The organism is Xanthomonas sp. BRIP62411, assembly GCF_003993525.1.
Classification (GTDB): Bacteria; Pseudomonadota; Gammaproteobacteria; order Xanthomonadales; family Xanthomonadaceae; genus Xanthomonas; species Xanthomonas euroxanthea.
The window spans coordinates 189,009-203,258 of record NZ_QEZI01000005.1 but is presented as its reverse complement, the minus strand read 5'-3'; the positions used below and the strand labels follow the sequence as shown (position 1 = coordinate 203,258).

Here is a 14,250-nt window from a genome sequence, read left to right as displayed (position 1 = left end):
GACATGTAAGCGCTTCACCCTGGTTGCCGCATAATCGTTGCTGGTTTGTTTCGGATCGGTCCCCTTAGTCCATGAAAACCCCCAAGGGCCTGCAACCGCTGATCGACGACGGCATCATCGACGAAGTGTTGCGACCACTGAAGAGCGGCAAGGAAGCATCCGTCTACGTGGTCAGCACAGGCGCCGACATCCTGTGCGCCAAGGTCTACAAGGACATGGCGCAACGCAGCTTCCAGGCGCGCGTGCAGTACCAGGAAGGCCGCAAGGTGCGTGGCAGCCGCCAGGCGCGCGCGATGGGCAAGGCCACCAAGTTCGGCCGGCGCGAAGCCGAGACCGCGTGGAAGAACACCGAAGCCGAGGTGCTCTATCAGCTGATGGATGCCAGCGTGCACGTGCCCAGGCCGCGCGGCTATTTCCATGGCGTGCTGCTGATGGACCTGGTCACCGACGAGGCCGGCCACAGCGCACCGCGGCTGGGCGAGGTGGACCTGGAACCGGAACAGGCGCGCAGCTTCCATGCCAGCCTGATCGGCGACGTGGTCAAGATGCTGTCGCTGGGCCTGGTGCACGGCGATCTGTCCGAATACAACGTGCTGGTCTCGCCCGAGGGCCCGGTGTTGATCGACTTCCCGCAGGTGGTCAGCGCCGCCGGCAACAACGCCGCCCGCGACATGCTGCTGCGCGATGTGCACAACCTGCGCGATTGCCTCGGCCGCTTCGCCCCGGAACTGCTGGAAACCCATTACGGCGAAGAGATGTGGGCGCTGTTCGAAAAGGGTGAGTTGCGCCCGGACAGCGTGCTGACCGGACGCTTCAAGTTCGACACCCGCCGCGCCGACGTGCGTGCCATCCGCGCCTCGATCGAAGACGCGCGCCAGGAAAACCTCATCCGTCAGCAGGGCCGCGAGGCCGCTGCCGAGGACGACGACTAGACTGCCGCTGCCCTGGCGCGCGCGTCGGTGCGACAGCGGCGGCACAGCGACAGCGCTGCCGGCATGCAGCGCGCAGGGAGATCGAACAGGTGCGCGCCGGGCAGGCGCGTAGGTGCGTTGCAGCGCAGCAAAAAACCGGCGATGCCCGATCGCGTCGACCATTTGCTGTACACCGCCACTGCGGCTGCATGCGTCGGCAGCACCGGATTTTGCGGCGCTGTGGCGCACAGTCGGCAACGCCATTGAAATGATTGATGACGGTCGATGGTGATTGACCATAAGTATCTGGCAGGCTCAGCCATCGTCTCGTGGAGAGTCCGTCATGTCGTTTGATCCCGATGTCGCGCGCCTGTTTGCCCAGCTTCAACACGCGGCTCAACCACCGATGGAAACCCTGCCGCTCGAGGGTGCCCGCGCAATGATGCGTGCACTCGGCGCGCAGATGGGTTTTCCACGCGTGGAGATGGCCGAGGTGCGCGATCTGCAGGCCGATACCGCAGCCGGCCCGGTGCGCCTGCGCCTGTATCGCCCACCAGGGCTAGCCGGCGGCCCTGCACCGACCTGCCTGTTCGTGCACGGCGGCGGCGGTGTGGTGGGCGACCTGGACTCCCATGACGATGTCTGCCGGCAACTGGCGGTGCGTGCCGGCTGCCAGCTGCTGGCGGTCGACTATCGCCTGGCGCCGGAACATCCCGCGCCGGCCGGCGTGGAGGACGTGCTGGCGACCCTGCACTGGCTGGTAGCCCAGCCCGATGCGGTCGGTGCCGATGCACGGCGCCTGGCAGTGGCTGGCGACAGTATCGGCGGGGCGATGGCCGCGGTCGCGGCGCTGGCCGCGCGCGACGCCGGGATCGCGTTGCGCTGCCAGGTGCTGGTATATCCGCTGACCGATGCGCGCGAGGACAACGGGCAGTATCCGTCGCGATCGCACAACGCCGGCCTGCCGCCACTGACCACCGAGGCGGTGCGCTTCTTCAACCGGCATCTGTTGCCCGATCCTGCCATTGCACAGGACTGGCGCGTCTCGCCGATGCTGGTGCCGGAGGTGGCCGGCGTTGCGCCCGCACTGGTCATCGTGGGCGACCGCGACATGCTCTACGACGAAGGACGCGGCTATGCCGAACGTCTGCGCGCAGCCGGCGTGGAAGTCACCCTGCACAGCTTTCCCGGCATGATCCACGGCTTCATCAACATGGGCGGGGTCCTGCGCGCCGCCGACGAAACGCTGGAGATGGCGGCGCTGCTACTGCGCCAGCGCTTGCTGCCTGCCGTCGAGCGCAGGGCGGCGTAAGGCATGCGTGCGGCAGGCGTGCATGCGCGCGCTGCCGCGGCACTGCAGCCACTCGCGCATGCAGGTCGCCGGCGTCGGGAAGCCCCGGCCGAGCCGGTGGCCGCGCAAGCCTTGCGGCCGCCCATCACGCTTCAGAAATTGAAGCGGAAGGTGGTCATCAGCACATGGTTTTCGCGGTCCACCGTGCTGGTATTGACGAACTGGTTCAGATAGCCGACATCGACATTGGCAACGTCGTTGAACTTCCAGTTGATGCCGACGAAGACGCGGTTCTGGTCCAGGCCGCGTCGCGCACCCCATTCGGTCTGATCGAGATTGACGAACAGTTCGTTGAACGCCACCCACGACAGTTGCGCAGACCACGCACTGGGCCGGACCGCTCTGATCATCTGGCGCACCCGATACCCTTCGTCGCTGAATCCTTCGCGGTGACGCTGCTCCAGGCGGGTGCGGCTGGTGATGGTGATGTTGGCAATCGGATCGAACTGATATTGAAACTGGCCCCACCAGCGGTTTTCGCGGTTGGAGGATTGCCCGGCCGGGTGGCTGATGATGGTGTCGTAACCCATCCAGACACTGGCCTTGGGAGTGAACCGGTAAAACACCGCGGGACGCAGGATCAACTGGTCGAACTGCTCGCCCTCTTCGCGCCAGCGTGGATGCACATCCATGCTCCAGTACAGGTTCTCGACCGGCAGCTTGCCCTGGGCATACACGCTCAGCCAGTAACGCCCGTCTTCCTCGGTCTGCGCGGCCGCTTGCGAGGTGCCGCCCAGCATCAGCAGCAGGGCGGGGCAGGCGATTCGGTAGGTTGCCGACAGCAGCGCGCGCAGTGGGTTCATGGTCAGGACGTCGTCAGTGGTGCCGGAGCATACCAACTCGGTCGCGACCTCCATCAAGCTTCCCGGCATCGCCCGTGCGATACCGGCGCATTGCTTCGCGTGCGGCGACATGGAGTCGCGCCATGACATCGGTTGACAAGCATCCACGCATTTTCGGCGTGTAAAGCGATGGGGCGATCAGGACGCCGACATCAACGTGTCAGCGCCTCGGCGGGCACTCACGCCACCTGGCTGCGGCGCGCCCGTTCCAGATGCACCAGCAGCAGCGAGATCGCCGCTGGCGTCATGCCGGGAATGCGTTGCGCCTGGCCGATGTTCTGCGGGCGCACGCGTTCGAGTTTCTGCTGCACTTCGATCGACAACCCACGCACGCCGGCGTAATCGAATCCTTCCGGAATCGGCGTGGTTTCGTGGCGCTGCTGGCGCGCGATGTCGTCGCGTTGGCGATCCAGGTAACCGGCGTACTTGACGCTGATCTCCACCTGCTCGGCCACCTGCGCATCGTCCACGCCCGGCCCCAGGGTCGGCACGCGCATCAGCGTGGCGTAGTTGAGTTCGGGGCGCTTGATCAGGTCCAGCACGTTGGTTTCGCGGCTCACTGCCACGCCCAGGGTCTGGGCCACTTCGCGGCCCAGCGCATTGCCCGGGGTCGCCCACAGCAGCGACAGGCGCGCGCTTTCGCGCTGCACCGCCTCCTGCTTGGCCGCAAACCGCGCCCAGCGCGCATCGTCGACCAGGCCCATGGCACGGCCGACGCCGGTCAGGCGCGCATCGGCATTGTCCTCGCGCAGCTGCAGCCGGTATTCGGCGCGGCTGGTGAACATGCGATACGGCTCGGTGGTGCCGTGGGTGATCAGATCGTCCACCAGCACACCCAGATAGGCCTCGTCGCGGCGCGGCGACCACGCCGGTAATCCCTGCACATGACGCGCGGCATTGAGGCCGGCGAGCAGGCCCTGGGCGGCGGCCTCCTCGTAGCCGGTGGTGCCGTTGATCTGGCCGGCGAAGAACAGCCCGCCCACTGCCTTGGTTTCCAGCGAGGCCTTGAGCCCGCGCGGGTCGAAGAAGTCGTATTCGATCGCATAGCCGGGGCGGGTGATGTGCGCCTGCGCAAACCCGTGGATCGAGCGCACCAGCGCCAGCTGCACGTCGAACGGCAGCGAGGTGGAGATGCCGTTGGGATAGATCTCGGCCACGTCCAGGCCTTCGGGCTCGACGAAGATCTGGTGGCTGGTCTTCTCGGCAAAGCGCACCACCTTGTCTTCGATCGACGGGCAGTAACGCGGGCCGATGCCTTCGATCTGCCCCGAATACAGCGGCGAGCGATGCAGTGCGCTGCGGATGATGTCGTGGGTCTGCTCGGTGGTCTGGGTGATCCAGCAGCTGACCTGGCGCGGGTGATCGCCGAGCTGGCCCATGAACGACATCACCGGTAGCGGATCGTCGCCGGGTTGTTCGGCCATCACGCCGTAGTCGAGCGTGCGCCCGTCGATGCGCGGCGGGGTGCCGGTCTTGAGCCGGTCGATCGCAAACGGCCGCTCGCGCAGACGCGCGGCCAGCGTGGTGGCCGGCGGGTCGCCCATGCGCCCGGCCGCGTACTGGGTTTCGCCGACATGGATCTTGCCGGCCAGGAAGGTGCCGGCGGTCAGTACCACCGCCGGCGCTTCGAAACGCAGCCCGGTCTGGGTGACCACGCCGCGCACGCTGTCGGCTTCGGCAGCGCCGTGGTGGATGATCAGATCGTCCACCGCTGCCTGGAACACGGTCAGGTTGGACTGCGTCTCGACGATGCGGCGGATCGCATTGCGGTAGAGGTTGCGGTCGGCCTGGCAGCGGGTGGCGCGCACCGCCGGCCCCTTGGAGGCATTGAGGGTGCGCCACTGGATGCCGGCCTGATCCGCCGCGCGTGCCATCGCCCCGCCCAGCGCGTCGATCTCCTTGACCAGATGGCCCTTGCCGATCCCGCCGATGGCCGGGTTGCAGCTCATCGCGCCCACCGTCTCGATGTTGTGGGTCAGCAGCAAGGTGCGGGCACCGGCGCGCGCGGACGCCAGCGCCGCCTCGGTGCCGGCATGGCCGCCGCCGATCACGATGACGTCGTAGCGATAGAAGGAGTCGGACATGAGCGTGGACCAGGAGCAGAAGAAGGTTGGCGGCCGCGAAAGTATCGGCTGAAGGGCGGTTGAGGTCACGAAACCAGTAAAAGTGTGACTTACATCACATTATCGAATGCTGACCCTCAAGTTGGCATGTTCCGTGCGGATATCCCTACTGCACCCGTCGTGGCATTGCGACATGGGCGCAAGGCTGGAATTGGAACAGGGGCCAGCTACGCGTGCGACGGGGTCGCGTAAGGGTCGGTAGTCGGGGGACTGCCGACCCTTATTTTTTTTCCGGAATCCATGCCGGCCGCAAGCCCGCCTTCCGGGTTGGGATGCCCACAGGTACGGCAGAGCGGAAGACAAAAACATAAAGCCCCGGCATGCCGGGGCTTTATGCATTGGAGGCGCCGATATCCGACAGGGCCGGAACAGGGGGGATCCAGATTTCCCTGTCGGACATCGACATAAGTCGGTCAGTGAAGCGAGTCAGGTCAAAAAATGACGTGGCGGGTCACACAGAGCACCTAGCTTGCGACCAAGTGCCGGCTGAACGCAAGCCCCCAACATCATCATTTGTGGGCCACGTCGCAGTCAGCCACTCAGGGAATCTGCTGGCGTGTGTTGCGGGGTGCGGTCTGCCGTTGAATCTCACGGATCACCCTCGGTGGTGCACCGATGCGTGGCGGCGGCCGCGACGGCGGCGCACCGGTCGCCGGGGGGCGGTTGGGTTGCTGCGGGCGCGGCCCGTTGGGGCGGGGGCCGTTCGGACGCGGGCCGTAGAACGAGCCATTCGGACGCGGCGGCCGGTACTGCGGGCGTCGATCGTTCTGGCGGTAGTAATAGCCGCCACCGCCGCGGTAGACCGGATACACCGGGTAGTCGTACAGCCCGATCGACCCGGCACCATAGGGGTAGCCGTACGGGCTGCCGTAGGAATACGGTGAGTACCCCGGCGGGTAGCGGTACTGCACCGCGGGCGCGCCGCGGTAATAGCCGCCCGACCCAGCGCCGGTGTAGTCGTACGTTGCGCAGCCGCCCAGGGCCAACAGCCCGGCGGCGAAGATCAGACGGAATTTCATCGATGGTGCCCTCCTGCAACCATGGTGTCACTTTCGAGCCGATGCTTTGAATCGGTCCTTAACTGTGCCGCAATGTGGCGCTTCTTCATCGATCCAGCATGCGCGGGCAGTGCGCCTGCAGCCGTGAAGGCGGGGACGATACGTTAATCTTGCAGGCATGATCGAGACGGTCCCTCCTGCCCATTCCGACGTCCTGCAAGCCGCTGCGCGCATCGCGCCGCAGTGCGCGCCGACACCGCTGCTGACCGCGCACAGCCTGGACGCCCTCTGCGGCGCGCAGCTGTTCTTCAAGGCCGAACACCTGCAGCGCAGCGGCGCATTCAAGTTCCGTGGTGCCTGCAACGCGGTGTGGTCATTGCCGGCCGGGCTTGCCGCACGCGGTGTGGTCACCCATTCGTCCGGCAATCACGGCGCCGCACTGGCGCTTGCCGCGCGCACGCGCGGGATCGGCTGCCATGTGGTGGTGCCCGAAGGCGCGGTGGCCGCCAAGCTGGCCAATATTTCCCGTCACGGCGCCACGCTGTGGCGTTGCGCGCCCACCATCGCGGCGCGTGAGCAGATGTGTGCCGAGGTCCAGGCCGGCAGCGGCGCGACGCTGGTGCATCCGTATACCGACCCGGCCGTGATCGCCGGGCAGGGCACCGCCGCGCTGGAGCTGCTGCGGCAGAGCGGCGGGCTGGACGTGCTGGTGGCACCGGTCGGAGGCGGCGGGCTGGCGGCAGGCACGGCGCTGGCGCTGCAAGCGGCGCCGGGCTGCAAGCTGGTGCTGGCCGAGCCGAGCGGGGCGGCCGATACCGCGCGCTCGCTGGCGGCTGGCGAGCGCCTGGTCGACTTCGTGCCCGACACGCTCTGCGACGGCCTGCGCGGCACCCTGGGCGCGCCGAATTTCGCGCTGTTGCAGGCCGCCGGCGCACAGGTGATCACCGTGGACGATGCGGCGGTGGTGCAGGCGATGCGGCTGATCTGGCAGGTCCTCAAACAGGTCGTGGAGCCGTCCTCGGCGATTGCGCTGGCGGCGGTGCTGGCCGACCCGGCACGCTTTGCCGGGCGGCGGGTCGGGCTGATCCTGTCCGGCGGCAATGTCGACCTGGACGCGCTGCCCTGGGCCGCGGCGTGAGCAGGCGCTCGCGTGGGATCGGTCTGTGGGGCTGGTGCTGGCGCCTGTGCATGCTGGCGCTGATCTGGCTGGTGGGCGTGGCCGGCTGGATCGTCTGGGTCGGCGATCGCGACCAGGCCGCGCCGGCCGACGTGATCATCGTGCTGGGTGCGGCCGCCTACGACGCGCGCCCCTCGCCGGTGTTCGAGGAGCGCATCCGGCATGCGCTGGACCTGTACACGCAGGGCTACGCGCCGCGGCTGCTGTTCACCGGCGGCTTCGGCAACGGCGCGCGCTTTGCCGAATCGCAGGTGGCGCGGCGCTATGCGCTACGCCACGGCGTCCCGCCGGAAGCGATCGTGATCGAGACGGTCTCGCGCACCACCCGGCAGAACCTGCAACAGGCGCGCGCGCTGATGGACCGTCACGGCATGCACCGGGCGATCATCGTCAGCGACCCCTTGCACATGGCGCGCGCGCTGCGGTTGAGCCAGGAGCTGGGGGTGGACGCGCTGGCCTCCTCCACGCCCAGCACGCGCTTTCGCAGCTTCCACACCAGCTGGCGCTTCCTGCTGCAGGAGGTCTATTACTTCCACCGCGATCTGGTGGTGCAGGGCGCCTGAGGCCGGGTGTGCTGCATGGCAGGCGTGTCCAAGCGCAGCACGCGCTCTATGATGCGGCTTTCCCAGCGGCAGGTGCGAGCATGAGCGAGCGCAATCGGCAACACGCCATCGGCCTGGTCCAGGCCTATTACGACGCCTTCAACCGCGGCGATTGGGATGCCATGCTGGCGTTCCTGGCCGACGATGTCGCGCACGACCTCAATCAGGGCCCCCGCGAGATCGGCCGGGCGGCATTTGCCGCCTTCCTGCAACGCATGAACGACAGCTACCGCGAGCAGCTGCGCGATGTCGTGGTCACCGCCAACGAGGACGGCACGCGGGTCGGTGCCGAGTACGTGGTGCACGGGGTCTACCACACCACCGACGAAGGCCTGCCGGAGGCCAACGGGCAGACCTACGTGCTGCCGGGCGGTGCATTCTTCACTGTGCACGACGGCAGGATCACCCGCGTCACCAATTACTACAACCTGCAGGAATGGATCGCGCAGGTGGCGCGCTGAGTGCATCGATCGGCGCGGGCCAGCCTGCGTAGGAGCGCACCCGGGCGCGATGAGGCGTTACCGCAATGCCTGGTCGCGCCCAGGTGCGCTCCTACGTGGTGGGTCCGGTGTTGTGGCATGACTCCGGCGTTGCGGCATGACGCGGTGCACCCTGCCTGGACCGATCGGCATGGGCAGCCAGACCTGCGCAGGAGCGCACCCGGGCGCGATGGGGCGTTACCGGTAACGCCCCATCGCGCGCAAGCGCGCTCCTGCGCGGTGGTCCGGGTTACAGCAGCACGATCCCGACCACCACCAGGATGAAGATGCCCCACTTGAGCGTCTGGTACAGCGGGTTGTTGCGCTCCTTCAGCGCCTTGGCCTTCAGCCGCGCGGCATAGAAGTAGCGGAACACGCGGTTGATGCCGCCGGTCTTGTCGCCTTCCTGGTTGGGCGAGGCACCGGCCGAGAGCAGGCTGCGGCCGACGAAGCGGTTCACCGCCGCGGCCCAGCGCCAGCGCATCGGGCGCTCGATGTCGCAGAACAGGATGATGCGGTCCTGGTCGGTGTCGTTGCGCGCATAGTGGATGTAGGTCTCGTCGAACATCGTCCATTCGCCATCGCGCCAGCTGTGGCGCTGCCCGTCGACGTCGATGAAGCAGCGGTCGTCGTTGGGCGTGGCCAGGCCCAAGTGCAGGCGCATGGACCCGGCGAACGGGTCGCGGTGCGGGCGCAGTTCGCTGCCCGGCGGCAACTCGGCGAACATCGCGGCCTTGACCGTGGGGATGGACTTCAGCAGCGCGGTGGTCTGCGGGCACAGCTCGGACGCCGACGGGTGCGCGGTGCCGTACCACTTCAGATAGAAGCGCTTCCAGCCGCGGCGGAAGAACGAGTTGAAGCCGATGTCGGTGTAGCCGTCGGCGGCGCGGATCTTCTGCATCTGCTGCAGCGCCACCGCTTCATCGCGGATCAGCGGCCAGTTGGCGCGCAGCGGCGCCAGCTCCGGGAATTCTTTGCCGGGATCGATGAACGGTGTGGTCGGCACCCGCGAACACAGATACATCAGCGTGTTGATCGGCGCCATGAAGGTGGAATGGTCCAGCAGCTGCCGGCTGAGCCGGTGCCGCACGCGACCGCGGTAATGGATGTAAAGCGCTGATGCGATGAACAGCGCGATGATGAGCCACTTCAACATTGGGAAGACCAATTGGGGGGCGGGGGCCGCAAACGTCAGCGCGGCGATCAAAACGACAAACGGCCGGGCGGGCGCTGGCGGTGCTCGGAACCTGCATGTATCACGCGTACACGGCGGTTCCTGCGCGCCGTCTGCAGCCACCTGGCGATCGCTTGCGACGTAGTGCGAGCCACGCTGGTTGAGGCATTGAACAAGGTGAGCCGCAACAGGAACCTGCGGCCGTTGACTGCTGAATTCTACCGGGTGTCGGGACCGAGCCTGACAGGTCGGCATTGGTGTGGTCGCAAAACTGTGTGTCTCGCCGGCAACGGCTGCGTTGCCGCCGGCGATCTGCACCGTCGCTAGTCGATGCGGCGGCGGATCGGAATCGAGGCCACCGGCACGCTGGCGACGTCATGCCCCTGTTCGCGGATGGGCGCGCCCGGTGCCGGTGCCCAGGCATGGGCATAGATCACTTCCCAGGAGCTGGGCAAGGTGCCGTCCGGTCGCCGCAGCGGCTCGTAGGCGGCGCTGGCGGCGGCAAAGCGGCCGCGCCCGGTCAGGGTGGCGCGGCGATTGCTGAGCGCGTTGGTGGCGCCCATCGCGCGCAGCTCGCGCATCAGCGCGGGCAGGTCGCTGTAGGTCAGCGTGAACAGGTCGCGGTCCAGCACCGGGTCGCGGAAGCCGGACATCAGCAAGGCATCGCCGAACTGGGCGATCGGCGGGAAGCGGCTGACATGCGGGGCCGGGTCGGCCTGGGCGAAGGCCTCGCGCAATTCGATGAGCGTCTCCGGGCCGAAGGTGGAGCACAGCAACAGGCCGCCCGGCCGCAGCGCGCGGCGGAAACCGGCGAATACTGCCGGCAGGTCTTCCACCCACTGCAGGCACAGGTTGCTGAAGATCACATCCACGCTGCCGTCGGCCACCGGCAAGGCGCGCGCATCGGCGCAGACCTGCGCGAACGGCTTCCACCAGCCCGCCGCCTTGCGCGCCTGGCGCAGCATCGGCATGGCCTGGTCCAGCGCGATCACCTGCGCCTTGGGCCAGCGCTTCTTGATCGCGGCGCTGGCATGGCCGGGGCCGGCGCCGACATCCAGCACCACCTTGGGCACCTGGTCGCCCAGGTAGTCGAGCGATTCGAGCAGGCGCGCTTCGGCTTCGCGCTGTAGCGCGGCGGCGGCGGCATAGCTGCTGGCGGCACGCGCAAAGGCGCGCCGGACGTGGCGGGGGTCGAAAGTACTGTTCATGAGCGGCGCTATTGTCGCCTGTGGCCGGGGCGGAGGGAATCGATGTGTGGCGCGGACAGGCAATCGGCCCGGAGCAGTGCAAGCGGTCGGTCCGCCAGCGACAGCATGGCGACCGCAATGGACCGGCAAGGTGTCTCGACGCGCGCGTCGTGGCCGGAGGCAACCGGAACGTCCGCCGCAGTTGCCACAACCATCGGCCCGCAACGTCCGCCTAGGGCGCGTCGGCCACCGCATTGGCCACACCCATCGGCATGGCCGGCGCGTCCTAGAACGTGCCGGGATAGCTGCCGCCGTCGATCAGCAGGTTCTGCCCGGTGATGTAGCCGGCCTGCGCGCTGCACAGGAACGCGCAGGCCGCGCCGAATTCGTCCGGCTCGCCGAAGCGTGCGGCCGGAATACCCACACGCTTGCGCTCGGCAACCTCTTCGGCGCCGAGGCCTTGCTGTTGGGCGATCGCCGCGAAGTTGCCGCGCAGGCGGTCGGTGGCGAACTGGCCGGGCAATAGATTGTTGATGGTGACGTTGTCGGCGACCGTGCTGCGCGCCAGCCCGGCGACGAAGCCGGTAAGGCCGGCGCGCGCGCCATTGGACAGGCCCAGGATGTCGATCGGCGCCTTCACCGCACTGGAGGTGATGTTGACGATGCGGCCGAAGCGCCGTGCGCGCATCGCATCGACGCTGGCGCGGATCAACTCGATCGGCGCCAGCATGTTGGCATCCAGTGCGCGCAGCCAGTCGTCGCGTTCCCACTGGCGAAAATCGCCGGGCGGCGGGCCACCGGCGTTGTTGATGAGGATATCCACCTGCGGGCAGGCGGCGAGGGCATCGCGGCGTCCCTGCGGGGTGGCGATATCGGCCACCACGCTGCGCACTTCGCCGGCGCCCGGCAGTGCGCGCAGCGCATCGGCGGACTGCTCCAGGGCATCGCGGCCGCGCGCGACGATCACCACGTTGACGCCTTCGCTGGCCAGCGCGCGTGCGCAGCCCAATCCCAGGCCCTTGCTGGCGGCGCACACCAATGCCCAGCGTCCGGCGATTCCCAGATCCATGCGTGTTTCCTCGATCAGCGATGGCGCATGATCGACGATCGGTTCACGGCACGGACGCAACGAAGCGTTGCAGCGCCTCGGCGACCTGGTCGGCGTGGCCAAGAAACGGTGCGTGGCCGCCACCGGCAATGGTCAATGCCTGGGCGTGCGGAGCCAGCGCCGCGGCGGCCTGCATGCCGGCCGCCGGCACCAGCCTGTCGCGCTGGCCGGCAATCCACAGGCTGGGGCGTGTCAGTTGCGGCAGCGCGCGGCGCAGGTCGGTGCGTTTCAGCAGGCCAAGACCTTGCTGCAACGCTGCGGCCGCCGGTTCGCCGCGCGCCACCAGCGTCTCGCGCAGGCTGCGCAACTCGGCGCGGGCATGCGCCGAGCCCAACGTGTCCAGCGCCAGAAAGCGCTCCAGCGTGCCGCGATAATCGCGCGCCAGGTCCTGGCCGAATTGCACGAACACCTCGCGCTCGACCGCGTCGGGCCACTCGGGGCCACGCACGAAACGCGGCGTGGCCGCGATCATCGCCAGCCCGCGCACCTTCGGCTGGGTGGCTGCGGCATGCAGTGCGAACAGCCCGCCCAGCGACCAGCCGACCCACACCGCCGGCGGGGTGGCCGCGGCGATGCCGGCGACCACGTCCGGCAGCGCCAGCGGCGTGCTGTCCTCGCGGCTGAAACCGTGCCCGGGCAGGTCCACCAGATGCAGTTGATGGTGCGCGGCCAGGCGTTCCACCAGCGGCGCGAACACGCCGCCGTGCAATGCCCAACCATGCAGAAGAACCAGCGCGGGCCCGTGGCCGATGACATCGATATGCATGCGGGGATTGTCGCCGATCGGCGACAGTCGGTGCGCGCAGATCCTTGCGCGCAGATCCGTGCCCGAGCAGCGGTGAGTCTCGAGTCGGCGCATGGCGCCTGTACGTGGCGCGTTGACCCGGGATTCGAAGCAGCTCCGTTGCGTGCGCACATGATCCTGATCGCGGCAGTGGCAATGCCAGTGATCCATCAGGTGTCAGCTGGGTGTGGATTGTGCGCGCAGCGCTGCGGTTTCAGTCGAGCGATCCGTGCCACCCCGAGCACCGGCGGCGCTGCCCGGCTGCTGGGCAGGTGGCTTGATCGTCGCCTTCAGGCCGACGCGCGCAGTGGCTGCCGACTGACCACATCGCGCGCCTGCACGATGGCCTCGATCAAGGCCTGCACCTGCTGCGGCGTATGCAGCGCGGACAAGGTCACACGCAGACGCGCCTTGCCTTCGGGCACGGTGGGCGGGCGAATCGCGCCAACCAGGAAGCCGGCCTGTTCCAGCGCGGCGGACATTGCCATCACCGTGGCTTCTTCGCCGCACAGCAAGGGCTGGATCGGCGTATCCGAGGCCATCAGTTCGAAGCCGTGCCGGCGTGCGCCATCGCGGAAACTGCCGATCGACTCGACCAGCTTGGCACGCCGCCAATCGTCGCGACGCGCCAGGCGCACCGCCGCCAGGGTTGCAGCGACCTGCGCCGGCGGCAACGCGGTGGTGTAGATGTAGGGGCGCGCGGTTTCGGCCAGATGGCGTACCAGCGCTTCATCGCCGACAACGACCGCGCCATAGCCGCCGAGCGCCTTGCCCAGGGTCACCAACTGCAGCGGCACCTCGGCCACGCCCAGTCCGGCATCGGCCACGCAGCCGCGCCCCTGCGGGCCGAGCACGCCCACGCCGTGTGCGTCGTCGACGTAGAACAGCGCCTCCTGCATGCGCGCCACCAGGCTCAGCGCGCGCAGCGGGGCCACATCGCCATCCATGCTGAAGACGCCATCGCTGGCCAGCATCGCCGCGCCCTCGGGCGCGCCCTTGAGCTGACGCATCGCGCCTTCCACATCCAGGTGCGGATAGCGGCGCAGCCGGCAGCCGGCCAGGCGCGTGGCATCGAGCAGGCTGGCGTGGTTGAGCCGGTCCTGCACGCAGACATCGTCGTCCTCGCTGAGCAGGGCCTGCTGCACCGCCAGATTGGCGACAAAGCCGCTGCCGAACAGCAGGGCCGACGGATAACCCAGCCACTGCGCGATCTCGCGTTCCAGCGTTTCGTGCGCGGTGTGGTGGCCGCAGATCAGGTGCGAGGCGGTGGCGCCGGCGCCATCGCGCGCGGCGGCGTCCTGCAACGCAGCGACCACTTCGAACTGCTGCGACAGGCCCAGATAATCGTTGGAGCAGAAGCCGGTCAGCCAGCGGCCATCGATCTCCAGCCGCACGCCATCGCGCCGGCCCACCAGCCGCCGTACCCGCACCCGTTCCTGGGCCACACGCAAGGTGCGCAGCGACGAAATCCGTTCGTGCAGATCGGGGCGAGCCATGGGGGCATTCAGCGGCAG

Annotated in this window: 13 protein-coding genes and 1 other RNA gene; 6 read left to right on the top strand and 8 right to left on the bottom strand. The window is 68.1% G+C overall.

Features of this window, described 5'->3' with window-relative positions; translation table 11 throughout:
• Nucleotides 1-71 precede the first annotated feature (71 nt).
• Together EO139_RS02820 and EO139_RS02815 are read left to right on the top strand one after the other, a co-directional pair.
• Nucleotides 72-932, top strand: coding sequence for a PA4780 family RIO1-like protein kinase (locus tag EO139_RS02820; protein WP_115675730.1), 861 nt, complete (start codon nt 72-74; stop codon nt 930-932).
• Between the two features lie 322 nt (nt 933-1,254).
• Complete coding sequence (locus tag EO139_RS02815; RefSeq protein WP_126969226.1) at nt 1,255-2,223, top strand: alpha/beta hydrolase; 969 nt, start codon at nt 1,255-1,257, stop codon at nt 2,221-2,223.
• 131 nt (nt 2,224-2,354) lie between these two features.
• Here EO139_RS02815 and EO139_RS02810 read toward each other — a convergent pair whose 3' ends face one another.
• From EO139_RS02810 to EO139_RS02800, 3 genes are all read right to left on the bottom strand, one after another.
• Nucleotides 2,355-3,002: a DUF2490 domain-containing protein gene (locus EO139_RS02810; protein ID WP_164739300.1), complete on the bottom strand. Its 648-nt coding sequence runs from the start codon at nt 3,000-3,002 to the stop codon at nt 2,355-2,357.
• A 281-nt stretch (nt 3,003-3,283) separates the two neighbouring features.
• The gene (mnmG, locus tag EO139_RS02805) at nt 3,284-5,188 is read right to left on the bottom strand and encodes a tRNA uridine-5-carboxymethylaminomethyl(34) synthesis enzyme MnmG (RefSeq protein ID WP_126945071.1); all 1,905 of its coding nucleotides are present in this window, start codon (nt 5,186-5,188) and stop codon (nt 3,284-3,286) included.
• 578 nt (nt 5,189-5,766) lie between these two features.
• A complete protein-coding gene (locus tag EO139_RS02800) occupies nt 5,767-6,246 on the bottom strand; it encodes a hypothetical protein (protein ID WP_047124571.1) in 480 nt (159 codons plus the stop codon).
• A 157-nt stretch (nt 6,247-6,403) separates the two neighbouring features.
• On the opposite strand from EO139_RS02800, the gene EO139_RS02795 reads away from it, so the two are divergent.
• The 3 genes from EO139_RS02795 (at nt 6,404) to EO139_RS02785 (ending at nt 8,465) form a co-directional block, all read left to right on the top strand.
• Entirely contained in the window at nt 6,404-7,363 is a 960-nt protein-coding gene (locus EO139_RS02795) for a pyridoxal-phosphate dependent enzyme (protein WP_104649102.1), read from the top strand.
• The gene (locus EO139_RS02790) at nt 7,348-7,965 is read left to right on the top strand and encodes a YdcF family protein (RefSeq protein WP_104649188.1); all 618 of its coding nucleotides are present in this window, start codon (nt 7,348-7,350) and stop codon (nt 7,963-7,965) included. Before EO139_RS02795 ends, EO139_RS02790 begins: the two co-directional genes overlap by 16 nt.
• An 80-nt stretch (nt 7,966-8,045) precedes the next feature.
• Nucleotides 8,046-8,465 (top strand): nuclear transport factor 2 family protein, encoded by a 420-nt coding sequence (locus EO139_RS02785; protein ID WP_115675733.1) that lies wholly within the window; start codon nt 8,046-8,048, stop codon nt 8,463-8,465.
• Nucleotides 8,466-8,733: 268 nt separating this feature from the next.
• Here EO139_RS02785 and lpxO read toward each other — a convergent pair whose 3' ends face one another.
• On the bottom strand, nt 8,734-9,639 hold the full coding sequence (lpxO, locus tag EO139_RS02780; protein ID WP_016903250.1) for a lipid A hydroxylase LpxO: 906 nt from the start codon (nt 9,637-9,639) through the stop codon (nt 8,734-8,736).
• 95 nt (nt 9,640-9,734) lie between these two features.
• Here lpxO and EO139_RS02775 point away from each other — a divergent pair.
• A non-coding RNA gene (locus EO139_RS02775) (sX9 sRNA) lies at nt 9,735-9,810 on the top strand.
• A 170-nt stretch (nt 9,811-9,980) separates the two neighbouring features.
• On the opposite strand, the gene bioC is transcribed toward EO139_RS02775, so the two are convergent.
• The 4 genes from bioC to bioF form a co-directional block, all read right to left on the bottom strand.
• Nucleotides 9,981-10,865, bottom strand: a complete 885-nt coding sequence (gene bioC / locus EO139_RS02770; protein WP_047124575.1) for a malonyl-ACP O-methyltransferase BioC — start codon at nt 10,863-10,865, stop codon at nt 9,981-9,983.
• 265 nt (nt 10,866-11,130) lie between these two features.
• The gene (locus tag EO139_RS02765; RefSeq protein ID WP_126969224.1) at nt 11,131-11,913 is read right to left on the bottom strand and encodes an SDR family oxidoreductase; all 783 of its coding nucleotides are present in this window, start codon (nt 11,911-11,913) and stop codon (nt 11,131-11,133) included.
• A 43-nt stretch (nt 11,914-11,956) separates the two neighbouring features.
• The gene (bioH, locus tag EO139_RS02760; protein ID WP_126969223.1) at nt 11,957-12,718 is read right to left on the bottom strand and encodes a pimeloyl-ACP methyl ester esterase BioH; all 762 of its coding nucleotides are present in this window, start codon (nt 12,716-12,718) and stop codon (nt 11,957-11,959) included.
• Nucleotides 12,719-13,026: 308 nt separating this feature from the next.
• Nucleotides 13,027-14,232, bottom strand: coding sequence for an 8-amino-7-oxononanoate synthase (gene bioF, locus EO139_RS02755; protein WP_126969222.1), 1,206 nt, complete (start codon nt 14,230-14,232; stop codon nt 13,027-13,029).
• Nucleotides 14,233-14,250 lie beyond the last annotated feature (18 nt).